The 18463-nt window shown below is 72.0% G+C and carries 15 protein-coding genes; 5 read left to right on the top strand and 10 right to left on the bottom strand.

Features of this window, described 5'->3' with window-relative positions:
- Positions 1–16 precede the first annotated feature (16 nt).
- Positions 17–613, top strand: coding sequence for a hypothetical protein (locus IEY61_RS25900; protein WP_189048875.1), 597 nt, complete (start codon positions 17–19; stop codon positions 611–613).
- Positions 614–753: 140 nt separating this feature from the next.
- On the opposite strand, the gene IEY61_RS25905 is transcribed toward IEY61_RS25900, so the two are convergent.
- The 3 genes from IEY61_RS25905 to IEY61_RS25915 form a co-directional block, all read right to left on the bottom strand.
- Positions 754–1812, bottom strand: coding sequence for a WxL protein peptidoglycan domain-containing protein (locus IEY61_RS25905; protein WP_189048877.1), 1059 nt, complete (start codon positions 1810–1812; stop codon positions 754–756).
- A gap of 61 nt (positions 1813–1873) precedes the next feature.
- On the bottom strand, positions 1874–2506 hold the full coding sequence (locus IEY61_RS25910; RefSeq protein WP_189048879.1) for a hypothetical protein: 633 nt from the start codon (positions 2504–2506) through the stop codon (positions 1874–1876).
- A gap of 78 nt (positions 2507–2584) precedes the next feature.
- A complete protein-coding gene (locus IEY61_RS25915) occupies positions 2585–6763 on the bottom strand; it encodes an ExeM/NucH family extracellular endonuclease (protein WP_189048881.1) in 4179 nt (1392 codons plus the stop codon).
- Positions 6764–7276: 513 nt separating this feature from the next.
- Between IEY61_RS25915 and IEY61_RS25920 the strand changes: the two genes are divergently transcribed.
- The 3 genes from IEY61_RS25920 to IEY61_RS25930 all read left to right on the top strand — a co-directional run bounded on the left by IEY61_RS25920 (position 7277) and on the right by IEY61_RS25930 (position 11934).
- Positions 7277–10081 carry a fibronectin type III domain-containing protein gene (locus IEY61_RS25920; RefSeq protein ID WP_189048883.1) on the top strand — a complete coding sequence of 935 codons (2805 nt, stop codon included), beginning with the start codon at positions 7277–7279 and terminating at the stop codon, positions 10079–10081.
- 66 nt (positions 10082–10147) lie between these two features.
- Positions 10148–10993 carry a hypothetical protein gene (locus IEY61_RS25925; protein ID WP_189048885.1) on the top strand — a complete coding sequence of 282 codons (846 nt, stop codon included), beginning with the start codon at positions 10148–10150 and terminating at the stop codon, positions 10991–10993.
- Positions 10990–11934: a nucleotidyltransferase family protein gene (locus IEY61_RS25930; protein WP_189048887.1), complete on the top strand. Its 945-nt coding sequence runs from the start codon at positions 10990–10992 to the stop codon at positions 11932–11934. The genes IEY61_RS25925 and IEY61_RS25930 overlap by 4 nt, the downstream gene beginning before the upstream one ends.
- 9 nt (positions 11935–11943) lie before the next feature.
- On the opposite strand, the gene IEY61_RS25935 is transcribed toward IEY61_RS25930, so the two are convergent.
- The 4 genes from IEY61_RS25935 to IEY61_RS25950 are packed head-to-tail and all read right to left on the bottom strand — an operon-like array spanning position 11944 to position 14791.
- A complete protein-coding gene (locus IEY61_RS25935; protein WP_189048889.1) occupies positions 11944–13152 on the bottom strand; it encodes an asparagine synthase-related protein in 1209 nt (402 codons plus the stop codon).
- Complete coding sequence (locus IEY61_RS25940) at positions 13145–14032, bottom strand: ABC transporter permease (RefSeq protein WP_189048892.1); 888 nt, start codon at positions 14030–14032, stop codon at positions 13145–13147. The genes IEY61_RS25935 and IEY61_RS25940 overlap by 8 nt, the downstream gene beginning before the upstream one ends.
- Positions 13996–14613: an ABC transporter ATP-binding protein gene (locus IEY61_RS25945; protein WP_189048894.1), complete on the bottom strand. Its 618-nt coding sequence runs from the start codon at positions 14611–14613 to the stop codon at positions 13996–13998. The genes IEY61_RS25940 and IEY61_RS25945 overlap by 37 nt, the downstream gene beginning before the upstream one ends.
- Before the next feature lie 34 nt (positions 14614–14647).
- On the bottom strand, positions 14648–14791 hold the full coding sequence (locus IEY61_RS25950) for a lasso RiPP family leader peptide-containing protein (protein WP_189048896.1): 144 nt from the start codon (positions 14789–14791) through the stop codon (positions 14648–14650).
- A gap of 92 nt (positions 14792–14883) precedes the next feature.
- Here IEY61_RS25950 and IEY61_RS25955 point away from each other — a divergent pair, with 92 nt between their 5' ends.
- On the top strand, positions 14884–15327 hold the full coding sequence (locus tag IEY61_RS25955; protein ID WP_189048898.1) for a lasso peptide biosynthesis protein: 444 nt from the start codon (positions 14884–14886) through the stop codon (positions 15325–15327).
- A 93-nt stretch (positions 15328–15420) separates the two neighbouring features.
- On the opposite strand, the gene IEY61_RS25960 is transcribed toward IEY61_RS25955, so the two are convergent.
- The 3 genes from IEY61_RS25960 to eccE form a co-directional block, all read right to left on the bottom strand.
- Positions 15421–15702, bottom strand: a complete 282-nt coding sequence (locus IEY61_RS25960) for a PqqD family protein (protein WP_189048900.1) — start codon at positions 15700–15702, stop codon at positions 15421–15423.
- A 73-nt stretch (positions 15703–15775) separates the two neighbouring features.
- Positions 15776–16468, bottom strand: a complete 693-nt coding sequence (locus tag IEY61_RS25965) for a hypothetical protein (protein WP_189048902.1) — start codon at positions 16466–16468, stop codon at positions 15776–15778.
- Positions 16465–18336 carry a type VII secretion protein EccE gene (gene eccE, locus IEY61_RS25970; RefSeq protein WP_189048904.1) on the bottom strand — a complete coding sequence of 624 codons (1872 nt, stop codon included), beginning with the start codon at positions 18334–18336 and terminating at the stop codon, positions 16465–16467. The genes IEY61_RS25965 and eccE overlap by 4 nt, the downstream gene beginning before the upstream one ends.
- Positions 18337–18463 lie beyond the last annotated feature (127 nt).

Here is an 18463-nt window from a genome sequence, read left to right on the forward strand (position 1 = left end):
GGTCGATACTGTGGGGATGCGAAGACGTGCCCGGGTAGTGGTGGTGGCGGCGGTGGGCCTCGTATCGGCGGTGACGGCCTGCGACGCCACACCCGAGGCCGCCCCGACCGGCTCGACAGTCTCCGCCCCGACCGAGCCCCAGGTCTCCACCTCGCCCGGCGAGTTCCCGGTCCCACCACTGCGACTGCCCAGCGTGGCCCCCGGCGCCGCCTGCCCGGTCACCGAGTCGAAGCCCTGGGCCAACCCAGATCAGGCACCCCGGGTAATCGGTTCCGGCCCGCTCTACCCGATCGCGTCCTACTTCCCCGACAACGCCCTGCCGCTGCGCGACCGCAACCAGGACGGCAGCTACACGGTGAAGGCCCGCTGGCTCGCCGCCGGCTACACCGGCCCGGTGCTGGTACGGGTCGGTCGCATCGACGGGCCGGGCAGCGCCTCCATGCAGTTCTCCTACCTCGGTGAGTCCCGCGACGACGGCCACCACGCCGTGCTCACCAACCCGGACACCGACCTGCCGGCCACCACCACGGTCAGCGGTCCGGGCTGCTACGCGTACCAGGTCGACGGCACGTCGTTCAGCTACACCGTCGTCTTCCGCGCCGCCCCCGCCTGACGCAACCCCACCCTCCCCACCCCACCCTCCCCTCGCCGATCTTGCACTTTTGGTCGCTCGAATTCGTGTCAATCGGGGCAAAAGGGCGACCAGAAGTGCAAGACCGCGAGGGCGAGGGCGAGGGGTGGGGGAGGGTGGGGTCAGGAGGACTTCGGCGGTGCGTCGGCGAGGGGGGTTTCGCGGGCCTGGGTGCGGCCCTCCTTGCGGGCCTGGTCGAGGAGTTGTGCGAGGCGCTGCTTTCGCCGCCGGGTGACGGTGCGGGCGGCGAAGACCAGCACGCCGAGGGCGAGCGCGATGATCAGCTGCGCCCAGGGGAGCGCCCAGGTGGTGACGGTGGCCGAGGTGGTCCGGATGTCGGCGCCGGTCGCGTCGCCGCCGAGGACGGCGGGCGTCACCTCGACCGTGGCGCGCATCGGGCCCAGCCCCCACACGCCGTTCACCCGGGTCTCGACCGCGCGGTCGCCGCCCCGCAGCATTTCCTCGATCTGTGCCGGGGTGTCCCGCTCCATCAGGCCGAAGAGTTCGGCGACGGTGACCTGGCCGCCGCCGGTCACCGCGACGTTGCCGGTGTTGGTCGCGGTGTAGCCGATCCGCACGGTGCCGCCGGCGAAGGGGTTCCACGAGGGCGTGTACGTGGCGGTGAGGTTCTCGATCGCCATGCTGGCGGTGATCGTGCCGCTGGCCCGCAGCATGACCCGGAATCCGACGCGACTCTCCACAGCGACGGTGCCGCCGGAACTGGTGACCGTCGCCGCGATGCCGGCCGGGTGATCGCCGGGGCTGGCGTCGGTGGGCACGGTGATGGTGAACGGCACCACCTTCGTCTCCTTGGCCCCGACGGAGACCTTTTCCTGCACGGTGATCCAGGTGCCGCCGTCCACCGACTTCTCGTTGGAGGGCAGCATGTTGAAGCGCCCCTTGTCGGTCAGGTAGCCGTCGGCCGCCTTGAGGGAGAAGACCACGGCGGAGTCGCTGAAGTTGCGTACGGCCAGATGCTCGGTCACGACCTGACCGGGGTCGAGCGTGCGCTCGATCCATCGCCGGCCGTCGGGGCCGTTCTGGTTGGCCGGCTGCACCGACCAGGTCACCGACGGCTTGGTCGGCTCCGCGGCGGCGGCGGGCGCGATCGGTGCGGCGACGAGCAGCACGGCCAGAGCGGCGAGCAGCCGGGGCAGGGCCCGCGACGAGGTTCGGGTCATGACGGCATCCTTTGTGCAGTGTGGTGGGGGTCGCCGGAACCGGCGGCCCCCACCACGGGTGTTACTCGAACAGGGACAGGGTCAGCGTCGAGGAGTACGCGCCGGCTGCGACATTTGCCGGCGTACGCAGGAACAGTTCCGCGTTCACGGCGTACTCGCCACCGGCCACCGCACCCGAGTCGAACGTCGACACCAGCAGTTCCTGGTCGACCAGGCCCACATTGTTGCCCGGCTGGGTCGGCTCGTCGAGGACGGTGACGACCTCCTCGCCCTCGGCCACCAGGCCGGTGTCACCGCCGTCGAGCAGCCGTGGCCGCCAACCGAGGTGTCCGGCGCCGATCGGCTCCTGACCGGCGTTACCGACGAAGTCGGTCGCGCTGCCCACCACGGCCCACGCCGAGCCCGCAGGCACCTCGTCCGCCGTGCGGGTGTCGGTCACCGTCACCGTCGGCAGGGTGCCCACGAACTGCCGGACCAGCAGCGTCGACCCGTTCTCGGACAGGGCCACCGAGTCCGCCGCCACCGAGAGCGCGAGCACTCCCGGCTCCTTGATCTCCTCGATGTCGACAGTCACCTCGACATCGGCACTGTCCGCCGGCTCGGCCGATGCCGGTGCGGCCATCGCCACCGATCCGGCCACCATCGCGCTCGCGGCCACCGCCGCGAAGAGGCGCCTGCGCCTGGTTGTGCTCATGTGCATGCTCCGTTGCTGAATTCGAAGGGATGCGATGGTGGCGGCGCCCCGGCCGGGGCGCCGCCACCGCGAGAAGGGTCAGCCGCAGGTGATGGCGGCGAACGCCGCCTCGACCTGCGCGGTCACCGGCGTACCGTGCACCGTCCCGGTGACCTTCACCGTGGAGGTGCCGGCCGGCACCGACCTGACCCGGGTGTTGAACGACTGGTACGCGGACTTGCCGGCGGCGACCTCGCCGACCGTACGCGAGCCGTACGGCGTGACCAGCTCGATGGTGAGCGCCACGTCGTCGGCGTTGCGGGCGGTGACCGCGACGTACGCGGTCGTACCGACGCACTGGCTGCGGGCCGTCACCTCGACGTCCCACGCCGGCACCTCGGGTTCGCCGCCGCCGATGGTCGATCGGGGCGTGCTGTCCGGGGTGACCGGCGAGTTCGCCGCGAAGTAGCTGACCAGCATGGTCAGGTCGTTGTCGCCGGTGGTGACCGGGTTGGTGCCCTGGCCGAGCGCGGTGAAGTTGTCCCCACCGGAGGCGAGGAAGGAGTTCACCGTCACCCGGTAGCTGCCCGCCGGGTCGATCGGCGTGCCGTTCAGCTTCATCGAGGTGATCCGCGAGCCCTGGGCGGCGGTCGGGTCGTACGTGTAGTTGAAGCCCTTCGACACGCCCAGCCAGAGCACCGGGCGGGACGCGCCCGCCGGCTGCCACTGCTGCTCCAGCGCCTGCTTGAGCTGGGCACCGGTGTAGGTCTTGGTGACCACGTCGTTGGCGAACGGCTGGACGGCGAAGGCGTCGGCGTAGGTCACCGTGCCGTCGGTCCGGTACAGCAGGTCGGCCCGCAGACCGCCCGGGTTCATGAACGCGATCTGCGCCCCGCCCCGGCCGGCGTCGCCGGTGCCGGCGAGCTGCACGTCGGCGATGAAGTTGCCCAGCGGCGACTCCTTGCCCCGGTCCTCGTTGCCGTCGGTGTACGCCCGCCGGATGTCGGCGGTGATCTCACCGAGCCGCTGCTTGCCCAGTTCCTCGGCCCGGACCTTCGCGGCGGCGACGATCTCGGCCACCGCCGGGTCCTGCGGCGCGCCCACCACGTCGACCAGCGACGCGTCGGCGTTGGTGACCGAACCCGACTCCGGGTCGTAGGTCAGGGTGACCTTGCCCAGGCGCTTGCCGTAGTCCTCGGCCTGGACCACCGGGCGCAGCTTGTCGGTGCCGGGAACCGGGACCTCGAAGGCGTACGGCTGGTGGGTGTGGCCGCTGAAGATGGCGTCGATGGTGGCGTCGGCCCGGGTGAACCTGCCGAAGACCGGGTCGGCGGCCAGTGCCTCGGCGGAGTCGATGTTCGCCGTGGCGGCGCCCTCGTGGGCGAGCAGCACCACCACGTCGGCCTCGCCGTTGGCCGGGTCGCCGTCCTTGAGCTGGCCAGCGACGACGTTGGCCTCGGCCACCGGGTCGCGGAAGGTGAGGCCGGCGATGCCGTCCGGGCTGACCAGCGAGGCGGTCTGCTCGGTGACCACGCCGACGAAGCCGACCCGGACGCCGCCGACGGTGCTGACCGAGTACGCCGGCAGCACCCGGTCGGCGTCCCGGTAGACGTTGGCGCCCAGCAGCGGGAAGTCGGCCCGGTCGGTGACCCGGCCGGTCAGGTCGGCGATGCCCTTGTCGAACTCGTGGTTGCCCACGGCCGAGGCGGCCAGGCCCATCCGGTTCAGCGCGTCGATCGTCGGGTTGTCGTCGTCGATCGCCGAGATGAAGGTCGACGCGCCGATGTTGTCACCGGCGGAGACCAACGCGGTGTTCGGGTTCTGCCCGCGCAGTTGGCCGACCAGCCCGGCGAGCTGGGCGGCACCGCCGACCGGCTGACCGCCCACGGTGGCCGGGGACTCCAGCCGGCCGTGGAAGTCGTTGATGCTCAGCAGTTGCAGGTCGACCGGGCCGGACCCGGTGTTGATGCCCACCACCAGCGGGTTGTGGTCGCTGGCCCGGTACGGATCGGCTGCGTAGAAGGCGTCGAGCCCGTCGTACTGGAAGGCGTACGACTCGACCGCGTTGATCTCCCACACGTCGACGCCGGTCACCCGCTCCGCCAGGGTGGGCGAGGCCAGGGCGTGGTCGAGCGAGCCTGACTCTCCGTTGAAGACGTAGCTGGTCTTCCCGGTGTCGTTGAGGTTGCGGTAGTCCCTGGCGTAGAGGACCTGCATCGGGTCCTCCTGGGTGTACGCGTTGAAGTCACCCAGCAGTAGCACGTTGTCGGTGTCGCTGTCGGTTTTGACCTTGGCGACGAAGGCGGCCAGCGCGGTGGCCTGCCGGACCCGGTCACCGTTCCAACCGCCCTGGCCGTCCCCGGTGTCGGCGTTGTCGCCGCTGCCCGCCCCGCTCTTGGACTTGAAGTGGTTGGCCACCACCACGAAGTCGAGCGGGCCGGCGGTGAAGGTCTGCGCGATCGGCTCGCGGGCGTTGAACCAGACGCTCTCGTCGTTCACTGAACGCGACGCGCCCTTCGGCTGCGCCTTGGCCGGCTTGAAGATGATCGCCGTGGTGATGAAGTCCTGCTGGGCGGCACCGGGCAGCTCGGCCGGAGCGCGGACGTAGTCCCAGGTGCCCGCGCCGTCCTTGACGTTCAGCGCGGCGACCAGGCGCTTGAGCGCCCGCTGCGGGTCGGTGGGGCTGAACCGGACCGAGTTCTCGATCTCCTCCAACGCGACCACGTCGGCGTCGAGCGCGCTGATCGCCGAAACGATCTTCTTCTCCTGCTTGGCCAGCGCCCCCTCGTTGGCCGCACCGCGCGCGTCGCCACCGAAGTGGACGAAGTAGTTCAGCACGTTGAAGCTGGCCACCCGCAGGTCGCCGCCGACATCGACGGGAGCGGCGGTACGCGGGTTGGTGGCCTTGAAGGTGGTCCGGGCGGCTGGCGGGGTGTCCGCGTCGACCGGGCGGGTGGGCTGCAGGCGCCACTCGTTGAAGCCGTACGACAGCACCGACGGCCCGAACGCCTCGACCGAGTCGCCGACCCGCAGCGGGCTGGCCTTCGACACGTACGGCGGCAGCAGCCCGGCGGTCGCCAGGTTGGTGGTCTTGCCGTCGTCCAGCAGGACCCGACGGAGCTTGTTCTCGGCGGCGATGCGCCGCGCCTCGGCGGTGCCCGGGCGGGCCCGGTCGGTCGGGGTCAGCGCTGGCCGGTCGCCGGCGGCGAGAGCGACCTCGCCGTAGCGGTTGGTGTTGTAGACCTCGGCGACGGTGTACGCGCCGACCGGCGCGACCAGCATCGACTCGACCGACTCGCGGGCCTCCTCGGCCAGCGGGAACTCCACCGGAACCGGGGCGGGCAGCGGCGCGCCCCGCTCGCAGACCTGCACGTCGCCCTTGGCCGCGATGGTGAGCTGGGTGAGCCCGTTGAACTCGTTGGCGGTGCCGCTGACCCGGACCCGGTCGCTGATCGCGAGGGACGGGTGGTTGGCCGTGTTGGTGGTGAGGTGGACGAAGATGCCGTCCGAGGCGGCGTCGGCGGCGACCGGGCGATCTCCGCCGCTGCCCGCCGTCTGCACGTACACGCCGTTGTAGCCACCCGTGCGGTGGTCGGCGGTGACGACTCCCTCGACGGTCACCCGGGTGCCCGCCACCGGTGTGGCGGCACCGGTGCCCTGAACCTGGGCGATGGTGTGGTCGACGGCGATCGTGCAGCCCAGTTCCGGGTCCGGGTCCGGGTCCGGCGCGGCGTTGCGTACGCCGAAGCTGTTCGGTGCCGGCGGGCGCCAACTGCCGGCGATCTTCTGCAACGAGTGACCGACCGGGGTGGAGCTGGACTCCTTGACCCCGATGTCGGTGCCCCTGATCCCGTTGGCCGGGCCGCCGACCGCGGTGAAGGTGCCCCCGTAGGTGAGGAACTCGGCCACCGAGTCGGTTGGGGAGACCAGGGCGATGCCGTCGGGGTCGCCGTTCTGGATGCCGTTGACCGGGTAGCTCTCGACGATCACACCGGCGGCCGGCACCGTGCCGGTCAGGGCCCGGGTGTGGTACGCGGCACCGTTGCCTCCGTTGTAGAGGACGACGCGCCAGCCGGTCAGGTCGAAGCCGACCGGTGCCTCGATCTCGATCGCCTCGCCGACGTCGGTGCCGGCGTTGTCATAGTGGATCTCACTGATGAACGGCGTCGCCGGCGCCGGGTCGGCGAACGCGACGGTGCCACCGGCCAGGGTGAGGGCGGTGGCGGTGACCAGTACGCCCGGAATTGTGAATAGTCGGGTGCTTCTTCTTCGCTGCATCTGCGCGGCCTCCGAGGGGGTAGACCGTCGGAGGATAAGCGGCCCCGGTGTCCTTGCGGCAGCCACCAGATGTATCAAAGCGGCGAACGTTCGTGGTCTACCTCAGCCGGCTGGCCTGCTCGATCGCGGTCTCGATGGCGTCGGTGCGGCGATCGGGGCCGCCTGCCGGAGGGCAGGCTCGCTGGGAGGCCGGAGTGGAATGTCCGACATGCGACAGCATCCATAACCGATTTCGTTCGTTTGCTGCGCATGGCAAGGGAATTCGTGATTTCGATTCTGATCGGCGACGGCTGAAGTTGATTTAGGCGACTGCCCCGAGGGCCGCGGGCGTGCTATAGAGAGATGGCGTGCTAATCAATTGTCTTAAATGCGATGGGGGTTCGTCATTTCCGCGATCAGTGGAAATCGCCGAGCCCGGAGGGCTTCACCACCAGCGACAACGCTGTCGGAAGCGGCGATCGGCCCTCCTTGCGTGAAGGTGATTTCCGCATCAGAGGTAGGAGTCCCATGTCCATGCCGCGTCGTTTTCGGACGCTGGTGGGATCAGCGCTTGCCATAGCGCTGGTCGCGTCGGCGATGGTGTCCACCCCCGCTTCCGCGCGTTCCCCCGGGGACGCGCCACCGGCGGCCTCCGCCCGCCCCGTCAAACCGGCGGTCACCGGCTCGGCGAACGCCGCCGATCCGGTCCGACCGAAGGCCGCCAGCAAGCCGGCCGCGCCGAAGCGGCCGACGGCCGGCAAGCGCGGCGATCTCGCCGCCGTCAGTTGGCGCAAGCCCGCCGAGAACGGCAGTAAGATCACCGGGTACGTGGTGACGCCGTTCCGCAACGGCAAGGCGCAGGCCCCGAGCAAGTTCGACGCGTCGGTTACCAGCCGCGCGGTGAAGATCTCCCCGGCCAGCGGGAAGTGGACGTTCACCGTGGCGGCCGCCAATGACGCCGGCACCGGCCCGGCCAGTCCCCGCTCCAAGGCCGCCGTACCGGTAGCGCTGCCCGCCGCGCCCACCATCATCGCGGTCACCGCCCACACCTCGTCGGCGCAGTTGAGCTGGATTCGGCCCGCCGACGACGGCGGTTCACCGGTCACGCAGTTCGTGATCACGCCGTACATCGACGGAACGGCGCAGTCGGCCCAGGTGGTGCCGTCGGTGACCACGGCGACGGTGACCGGTCTGACCCGGGGAACCACCTACACCTTCACAGTGGCGGCCCGCACCGCGCTCGGCACCGGCCCCGAGTCCGAGCGGTCGGTGCCGGTCACGACCGACGTCTCGCCGAACGTGTCGTACGTGGGACCCGAAGGCACGGTCAACGCGGCGTACGTGGGTAACGTCACGGTCAGCAACGGAGTGCCGCCCTACACCTGGTCCGTCGAGCCGAGCCCGATCACCGGCAGTTTGCCGCCCGGCCTGGCGCTGAACCGGCTGGGCCCTGCCGTCACCGGTGTCCCCACTACCGCTGGCCAGTATCCGGTGATCTTCCGAGTGGTGGACGCCGAGGGTCGGGAAGGAAGTGTGCTGACCGTCATCACCATCAACGCCCGGCCGCAGATCGTGGTGCCGAGCCTGGCGCTCGGCGAGGTCGGCGCGTCCTACTCGCAGCGGCTCACCGTGCTCGGCGGCACCCCGCCGTTCACCTGGTCGGTGGCGGCCGGGTCGCTGCCACCCGGCGTCACCCTCAACACGGTCGACGGGTTCATCTCGGGCACGCCGACGGTCGCCGGCACCCACGGCGCCGACGTCCGGGTGACCGACGCGTTCGGGGCGACCGACGTCCAGCAGATCCGGCTCGTGGTCCAGGCGCGCAGCGTGGTCGCCCTGAGCGTCGACGATCCATCGGTCAACTTCGCCGACGAGGTCACCTTCACGGTGAACATCGGCCCGGGTGAGGCGCAGGGCTCGGTGAGCCTCTTCGACAACAGCGCCGGGACGCGTACCCTGCTCGGCACCTTCCCGGTCACGCGCAACCAGGCCACCTTCACCATCCGGGTGCCGGACTTCGGGACGAACCAGTTCGACGTGCGGTACGACTCCAGCAACACGAACGCGGTCGTCAACTCCAACTCGGTGAACGTGCAGGCGACCGGGGTGGCCGGACAGGCCCTGATCACCCAGTTCCGCCAGTCCGGCGTCGCCGGGCCACTGGACCAGTACGTCTCGATCTACAACAACAGCCCGATCCCGTTGCCGGTGTCCGGCCTACGGGTCGAGGCAGCGGACGGCACGGTCGTCACCGTTCCGCCCACCCGGCTGTCCCTTGCGGTCGGTCAGGCCTTCTTGATCACGGCCGCGGACTACTCGCTCGGGGCCGTCGCCGAGCCGGATCTGGCGCTGAGCCCTGATCCCGCTGACGGAAGTTGCACCGTCGTGGTCGGCCCGGTGTGTTCACTGGGCGCGATCGGTGGGCTACGCGTCCGGTACCCGGACTCCGGCACCCCCGGCACCGGCACCATCGCTGACGCCGCCGGCTCCACCCCCGGGTTCTACCGGGGCAGCCCGCTGCCGACCTTCAGCTACACGCCGACGGTCCGCAACATCTTCGGTCGACTGCGCGAGGCGGGCCGACCGCTGGACACCGGGAACACCCGAGCCGATTTCCGGTTCCTCACCACGACGGGCGGCATCCAGGGCGGGATACCGTCGGCGATCGGCACCGGGAACCCCCGCAACGCCAACGGGCCTCGGATTGTGAACGCTCTGCTCCAGACCACGCTGCTGGACAGCGGTGTGTCCGCGAGCGCGGCACCCAACCGGGAGTACATCGCGCCCACGCCGACCCGCCGCGGGCAGTTGATCATCCGCCGGACGCTCACCAACCGGGCCAGCACGCCGGCGAGCCAGATCAAGCTGCGGATCTCCAGCCTGAGTCAGCTGAACGGGGCACCGCCGCCCGCCGGGAGCTCTCCGCGGCCGCCGTACGCCGACCTGCGGTGGCGCAACCCGGCGACCTTGACCAGCACGTTCACGCTGAGCGACGGGCGGACCGTCACGGTCAACAACCTGCGGATGGACCTCCCGTCCGATGACCCGCCCGGTGGTGGCCTCTACAGCGAGGCGACCCTGCCGCTGCCGCTCGGTGGCCTGCCGCCAGGCGGGACGCTCAACTACTCCTTGACGTTCAGCGTCGAGTCGGCCGGATCGTTCTGGGGCGCCTGGGACGTCCTGGCACTGGGCATCGACCCGCCCACGGTGTCGACCGCCGCAAGCAAGCGCTCGAACCGGACCCAGGTTAACGGCGACGCTGGCGTGGTGCCGCGCGAGCTGACCCAACCCCGGTCCGACCAGGCCAGGGCGCACCGCCAACGGCACGAGAGCAACTGACCACACCGACCCTCGCGGGCGGCACCGGCCGGTGCCGCCCGCGAGGCACGCCCCGGGAGGGCACAGATGCCGAACAGCGACACCGATCGGTACGCCTACGGGCTGCGGGTGCGCGGCCTCGACCACGTCGTCGAGCTGGCGCCGGCCGGACCGCCGGACGGGCGGCCGACCGTGGCGATCCGGTCCGACCCCACCGGGACACCGCCGCAGCCGGGCGGACCGGACGAACGCCGGTGCGTGCGGATGTTGGCCGACGGCCGGTGGATGAGCGTGGACCGGGACCGGGCGAGGGCCACCCTGTACGGCCCCACGCCGGCGCCGGACCTGCTCGCCCATCCGTATCTCGCCGCCGTGGCCACCATCGTCAACCGGTGGAGCAGCCGGGAGACCTTCCATGCCGGGGCCTTCGTCGGCGGCGGTCGCGCCTGGGCGGTGCTCGGTGCGCGTACCGCCGGCAAGAGCAGCCTGCTCGCGGTGCTGGCGGCCGACGGCGTGCCGGTGCTCGCCGACGACGCGCTGATCACCGACGGGCGGTACGCCTTCGCCGGGCCGCGCTGCCTCGACCTGCGGGAGCCGGTCCCCGGGATCGATCTCGCCCCGCTGCCGGCGCGGTACGCGACCCGGCTCCGGGTCGCGCTGCCGCCCGTGGCCGATCGGCTGCCCCTCGGCGGCTGGTTCTTCCTACGGTGGGGCGGGGAGTCGGCCGCGGTCCCGGTCGCTCCGACCGACCTGCTGGCCCGGCTCGCGGCGCTGCGCACCTGGCCGGCGCTCTCCTCCGACCCTGCCGTGCTGCTGGCCCTCTCCGCGTTGCCGGCCTGGGACCTGGTCCGGCCGAAGGAGTGGGCGGCGGTCGAGATGACCCGCCGGCTGCTCGACCGGGCGCTGGCGACACCGGTGGGGGTGCCGTCGTGACCGCGCTCGCCGACGCCGTCCGCTGCCTGGCGCTGGACTCGGCCGCCGCCGCGACCTGCGCGCTGCTCCGCGCCCACGGCATCGACGCGGTGCTGCTGAAGGGCGCCGGCCTGGCCCGTCTGCTCGGGGTCGAACGTCGCTACATCGATGTGGACCTGCTCGTCGCGCCGGCGGCCTTCGAGGCCGCACAGCAGGCGCTGGCCACTGCCGGATACCGCCCGGTGGTCGCCGGTGCCCGTCCCGACGAGCAGCTGTTCCACGAACGGCAGTGGTTCGTACCCGGTTCCGTCTCGCTGGTGGTCGATCTACATCGGGGCTTCGGCGGGGTGGACGACCCGGAGGGGTTCTGGCAGGCGATGCGCTCCGGCGCCGGAGAACTGCCGTTGGCCGACGGGTGGGTGCTCGTCCCGGACCGGATCTGCGCCGCCCTATTGACCGTTCTGCACGCGGCCCGGCCCGGCAAGGCCGACCACGCGGTCACCGACCTGAGCCGGGCCCTGGACATGTTCACGATCGACGACTGGCGGGCCGCCGCAGCCGTCGCCCGCCGATGTGCCGCCGAGGAGGCATTTGCCCTGGGCCTGCGCACCACCGAACGCGGCCGGCTGCTCGCCGCCGACCTGGGCGGGTTACCCGTGGTCTACACGCCGAGCCGGTGGCTCGCCGCGCACCGCTCCTGCGCGACCGCGAAGTCGCTGGCCCGGCTGACCGAACAGCCCACGGCCCGCGCCCGGCTGCGGCACTTCCGGCTGCGCCTGCTGCCGTCGCCGGCGTCGATGCGCTTTTTCAGCCCACTGGCCCGGCGCGGCCGGCTCGGCCTTCTCCTGGCGTACGCCGGTCGACTGGGCTGGCACGCCGCCCGTCTGCCGCGGGGGGTACGCGAACTGCGTGCCGCCCGGCACGCTGATGACGGATCCGCCTCGGATCCACCCCGGCGGTAGCCGCCGCACTCATTCCGGTGCTGCCACGGTCGGCCGCTCCGGAGCGAGGGCCGGTCCGGGCGGCACGCCACCGGTCCGCCTGGACCGGGTCATCCACCACAGGTGCTGGAGCAGGGCGGTGGTGCCCGGCACGATCGGCCACGTCGACCAGAGCCGCTTCAGCGCGACGGGATCCACCAGATCCTCATCCACGCCCGAGCCGTCCCATCCGGCCATGAAGTTCCGGGCATGCCGGCGTACGAAGGCCTCCAGGAACGTCGCCTTGCCCCGGGGTGCGGTCACCACCGCCGGCAGTTCGTCCCCGGCGATCAGGGTGAGCAACTGTTGCCGGGTGGGGGTGCGGAGACGACCGGCCCGGACGATCAGCGCGGCCAGGAAACCGGCGTCGAGCAGCGGATTGACCACCGACACCTGATGGTCGGCACCGACCCCGGCGAGGCTCGCGCAGGTCATCGCGAGATCTCGGCGGCGCAGGTGCCAGTGGATCCGGCGGTCCAGGCGGTGCGGCTCGGCGCGCACCTCCGCCGCGTACGATCGGTGGCAGTCGGTTGCCACGTCGGGCCGTAACCAGGGGAAGGCCCGGACGGCCCGATGCCGGCCCGGTGACAGCACCGCCCGGACGGCCGGAGCCAGGGCCCGCCGTAGGCGGATCCGCATGGTGCGGGCCGGGCGCCACCAACCGGCCAGTATCTGATCGCCACCCGCGCCGGTGAGCAGGGAACCGCCCTGCGCCAACTCGATGATGGGCAGGTGCAGGTGCAGGTTGCCGGGATGCAGCACGCCGCCGTACCGGTGCAGCAGCCGCCCGGCCACCGGCCCGACGAAGTCGAGATCGTCGCCGGCCGACAGCTGGTGCCACGGACCGGTGAGATCGAGCGCCCGGATCACCTCGTCCTGCCAGTTGGACTCCTCGGCCTTCGGCGCGTCGGTGAACCGCCAGGTCACCGGCACCGGCGGTGGTAGTTGCTCACGGCGGGCGACCCGTACGGCGACCGCGAGCACGAGCGAGGAATCCAGCCCGCCCGAGAAGCTCACCACGCAGGGCGGTCGGGCCAGCGCGGGCAGTACCGCCTGTTCCAGCGCGGCCAGCGGCGAGGCGGGCACCGGCCGGTCGGCGGCCATCAGCGACGGCGAGCGGGCGCCGTGCCCCAACACCGAGCCGCTGGCGATGTCCAGCCGGGTGGGCCGTGGGATCGACGATGTGGACAGCTCATTCACGGGTCAGGACTCCTCGTTTGGTGGCCAGCCGCAGCGCTCCGCCGAAGATCCAGATCGACAGCGGCAGCAGCACCACGGCGATGCCGAGCAGGGCGAGCGCGGGGCCGGTCCAGGCCGCCCCGGCGAGCGCGGCACGCAGGCCGTCGAGCGCGAAGCGGCTGGGCAGCACCGCAGACAGCGGATGCAGCACCGGACCGAGGGCGTCGACGGGGAAGTACGTGCCGGAGAGAAAGGTGAGCGCGACGACGATCACCCGGGCGGCCGCGTCACCGTGCCCGATCACGATCGTGATCGCCATGAGGAGGATTCCGATGCCGGCCATGGCGGCGCATCCGGCGATCAGCAGCACGACCATGCCGAGCCAGTCGGCGTGCCCGACCCGGAGACCGAGCAACGGACCGAGCACGGCGAGGTAGATCGAGGCGCGGATGGCGGCGAACAGGAACGGGTATCCACAGGTGCCGACCGCCAGGGCCGCCGGCGACATCGGCTGAGCCGCCAGCATCTCCAACGTGCCGGCCCGCTGCTCGGCCGTGATGCGCATGGTGAGCTGCGTGGTGGCCGCCTGCACGACCAGCATGTAGGCGATGCCGACCGCCACGTAGTCGAAGTAGCTGTGGGACGGTTCGACGGAACCTCGGCCCGGTGCGGCCAGGAAGCGGGAGATGAACAGAAAGATCGCCAGATTGACGGTGGCGAAGGCGAGATCCAGCAGGATTGGGAGCCGCACCAGTGGCTCGGTTCGCAGGTCCCGGCGGATGAGGGCGGTCAGGGCGGCCAGCGTTCCCGTGGATGACCGCCCGGCAACCGCCGCGACGCGGCGGATCCGATCCTCGACGGTCGTCAACGCCCCACCGGCAGGGTCAGGATCGAATCGCACCGGGCCCGGTCCTCTCGATGGTGGGAAGCGATGACACACGTCAGGTGAGGACGGCGGTCCAGCGCTGCCCACAGCATCGCGCGGGCCGGTTCGTCGAGGGAGCGGGTCGGCTCGTCGAGCAGCAGCACCGCCGGATCACCCAGCAGGGCACGGGCGATGCTCACCCGCGCCCGCATCCCCGCCGAGCACTTCTCCGCCGGTCGATCGGCGTACGTCCCGATGCCCAACTCTTCGACGACGCGGGCCGTCGCCGGCTCCACGGATCGGCGAGGCAGCCGCAGCCGGGCGACGAGCCGCAGATTGTCCTGGGCGGACAGTCGGCCGTACAGGCCCTGCTCGGGCGCGAGACACAGACCGACCAGCCGACGGGCGGCCGGCGAACCGACTGGTTCGCCGGCCACCGAGATTCGTCCGGCGGTGAGGGCCAGCGTCCCGGCCAGGCACCGCAGCAACGTGGTCTTGCCCGATCCGTTGTCGCCCGCGAGCAGGAGCCGCCCACCTTGGGGCACATCGAGGTCCAGATCGGTGAAGACTGGCCGATGGCGGAACCGGCGCGTGGCCCGCCTCAGCTGAATGGACAAGCTGGACAAGTGGGCCGGGTGAGAAGGCGGTCGGTCATGAGAAGCCGACGCCACCGAGTCCGTCAGGGATTCCGCTGGTGCCCCCCTTGGTCAGCTCGGCCAGGGTCCCCAACCGGCGCAGTCGAGGCGGCTCGTACGCCCCCTTCGTCGCGGCTGCTTTCTTGCGGATTTCACTCATGAAATCGACCTTTCCTGGTCATAGTCTGATAACGACCTCGTTGGGCATAGTATCCGTTTCGGAGGTTGGTCGGCGGGCAGCTAGGAGGATCCGTGGCGACCAGTGGCATGGTGACGCTCGTTCGACGCGCCAACACCGCCGTGCGACTCGTGCCCGGCCTGATCCGGCTGGCCCGGGGCAGCGGCCTGGCCGGCGTACGCCTGGCGTTCTGGACCGTCCGCGCCCGTCGCCGGGTCCGACGTCAGCTCACCCGGGGCGGACTCCCCGCCGTACGCCTGCCGGGACCGCCACCCGGCACCGACCCGGACGTCATGCACCGCGCGCTGCGCCGGGACAGGGCCAACTGCCTGGAGAGCGCGCTGGTCCGGCAGCGTTGGTACGCGGCCCGGCGGATCAGCCGAACCATCGTGATCGGGGTGACCGCGCCGAGCGCCGGTTTCCACGCGCACGCCTGGCTGGACGGGGACACCGACGCCGAGCGGGAGAAGATGGTCGAACTGCTGCGCCACCCCACGCCGGCGACCTGGCTGTCCTGACCGTCCGACCGGCGGCGCTCAGCACGGTGCGACCGGCGGCGGTCAGCTGCGGTGCGACCGGCGGCGGTCAGCTGCGGTGCGACCGGGCGGCGCTCAGCTGCGGTCGACCAGCTCGGCGGCTTCCAACTCGCTCAGGAACCGCGACACGTCGGCGGCGGCCCGTTCCTCGTCGACCGGGGCTCGTTCGACCAACGCGCGGGTCAGCTCCTCGGCGGTGGCTCCGTCCACGAGGTGCGGCCAGAGCAGCGCGGCCGAGGGCCCGAGCCCGAAGTAGACGGCCTGCTCCAGGTCCAGCAGTACGCCCTCGTCACCGGCCGTACGCCAGGCCACTCGGTCGGTCCGGACTCGGTAGACGGTCGCCGGGGTGTCGTTCATCCGGATGCCTCCAGCTGTCGAAGCGAACTATCCGGATAGTAGTCCTCACATGGGACGAATGCCGGCTAAAAGGTCAAGCGCCCCGCGCCACCGGCCCGACCAGTTGGCGCTCGGTGCCGGTCACGCTGAGCATCACCCACTGCACCTTGCCCTTGGTGATCAGACCGACCATCTCCGGGTGCAGTTGGGTGAACCAGCTCTGCACACTCACCAGGCCGAGGGCGTTCGCCGCCGTGGCGGCCTCGGCCTCGGTGAGCCGCTGGAGCACCACGATGTCGCTGCGGACCAGCACCTCGACGTCCCAGCCGGCCAGGTCGTCGCGGACCACCAGGGTGGCCCGCCACGGCGCGGCCAGATTGGTGTCCGGCCCGGTCACCGGGCCGGTGTCGATCACCACGAGCTGAGGTTCGGTCGGGGTGGCCGGCACCGGGGGCGCCACCCCGGGCGGCAGGAACGAGGCGATCTCCCGCCCGATGACGCAGCGCCGCAGGAAGGCGTCCCACTCCTGCTCCCGGGCGGTCTGGATGAACAGCCGGGCACCGAGCGCCAGAGCCCGGAAGGCGAGCAGCTCCGCCGCGCGTACCCCGCCGGTCAGCATCAGCCGGGTCGGTTCGGCCCGGAACACCCGCAGGCCCACCGGCTCCTGCTGCCGGTTCCGGCCGACCACCAGCCCGCCACCCCCGGCGACCAGGCGCAGCCCGGCCAGGGTGGCGCCGTCGGCGACGTGCAGCCCGATCCGGCTGCCGGGAAAAGCGACGCTGTTCACCGCAGGAATCCTCCGAGCGGGAGGGTGGCGGCCACACCATGGGCGTGCTCGCCGTCGAGTCGTTGCAGACGACCGCCGTGACCGCGAATCGCCTCGTCCAACGCGCGGTCGGCGGCGGTGAGACCGGCGGCGTCCGCCCCGATCAGCCGGAACGCCACCTCCAGCACGGCCTCGTCCTCGCCGGGCCGGCCGGACTGGCGGGCCGCCGCGATCGACACCACGCCGGCCGCCGCGGGCAGGGCGCGTAGCAGCGGGTCCACCTCCCACGCCCGGTCCGGCCAGTCGAGCAGCCGGTGGCAGCTCTGCGGAGTGCCCTGCGCCGACCAGTTCCGCCAGCTCTCCCGAACCAATGGGCGGTCCCCGCCCGCCGCCGCGCCGGTGAGATGGGTCAGGTTGGCGACGGCGGCGAGCACCTCGTCGCGGTTGAGCAGGCGGGCCGCCACCCGGTCGTGGCGCAGCTGGCGCCGGGTCCGCCGGATCGCCGCGGTGAGCGCCGGCCGCAGATCGCGGTCGGCGTGGAAGTCGGGCGTACGCGGGGCCTGGAGCACCACCCACGCCTGCCGGCTCGCCGGCACGCTCCCGCCGGTCAACTCACGGTACGCCCGGTCCACCGCCGCCGCGCCGACCCGGGGTGCCGGGGTGACCAGGATCAGCACCTGCACCGCCACCAGCGGCGTCTTCGGATCGGCCGCGGGCAGCAGCGACATCGGCGACGGCAGGGCCTGCGGCGCACCCATCAGCAGCGCGCCCTCGGTCGGATCCACCTCCAGCACGGCACTGAGCCCACCCCGGTGGGTGAGCAGAACCGCCGGCTGGTCGTCGATCTCGACCTGGTCCAGCTCGACGCTGCCCTCCAGTTGGGTCAGCAACTGCCACACGGCGTCCGGCCCGGTGGCGGTCAACTGCCGGCGCCGGCCCCGGTAGCTCCACCAGACTCCCAGCCACTCGTAGAGCCACCGGCCCCGGCGGCGCACCATCGTCGGGACGAGCAGCACCAGCGCGATGGCGGCCACGGCGACGGTCATCGGCACACCGTGTGGCGTGGCGGCCAGCACCGCCGCCGCACCGGCCTGCCAGGCCACCAATTGCGCGACGTGGATACCGGCGACCCGGGGCTGACGCCGATGCGGGCGTACCACCGGAGCCGCCACGCCGCTGGCCTCCGCCGCTGCGGTCCGAGCCGGCGTCCCGGTCGCGACAGCCTCCGCCCGGGCAGCCGGCGCGGGCGCCGCCCCCGCCGCCACGCCGGCAACCTGCCCGGTGCCGGCCTGTTCGGCGTGCGCGGTGCCGGTCTGTGCGCCGTATGTGGTGCTGGTCTGCGCACCGTATGTGGTGCTGGCCTGTCCGCTGTGTGCGGTGCCGGGCTGTGCGCTGTGCGTGGTGCTGGGCTGCCCGCTGTGTGCGGTGCCGGCCTGTCCGCTGTGCGTGGTGCCGGGCTGTGCGCTGTGCGTGGTGCCGGACTGTGCGCTGGGTGCGGTGCTGGCCTGCCGGCCGTATGTGGTGCCGGTGCCGGTGCCGGTGCTGGTCTGACCCGGGTGCGCGGTGCCGGTGCCGGCCTGGCCGGTCTGCGCGGCGCTGCCGGCCGCTTGGCTGGTGTAGGTGCCGCCGACGGTGGCCCGGCCCTGCCCGCGCTGGGCTGCCCAACTGTGCCCCGGCCCGGTCCCACCCAGCACGGGTGCCGCGACACCGGGCTGCTGAGTCGACGTCCCAGCCTGGTGCTGTGTTGGCACGCTGGCCTGCTGCGGTGGCGCCCATTGCTGGGCCGACGCTCCGGCCTGCTGCGGTGCTTGTTGCTGCGGCGGCGCGGCCGGGTCCGGGTGATGCTGCCAACCCGGCTCGCCTGGCCGGTCCGCACCCGGATGCGTCACCGCCCGCCCCTTCCTGACCGGTCCATCATGGCCGCCATCGCTGCCCCAGTGGACGAGCGGGCGCCCGGCTGGTCCGGCGGAACGAGGAGGGTGCGCGTCATGGCTCCGGGCTTTGTACGGCGATGAG

Source organism: Micromonospora sonchi (genome assembly GCF_014646235.1).
GTDB classification, from domain to species: Bacteria; Actinomycetota; Actinomycetes; order Mycobacteriales; family Micromonosporaceae; genus Micromonospora; species Micromonospora sonchi.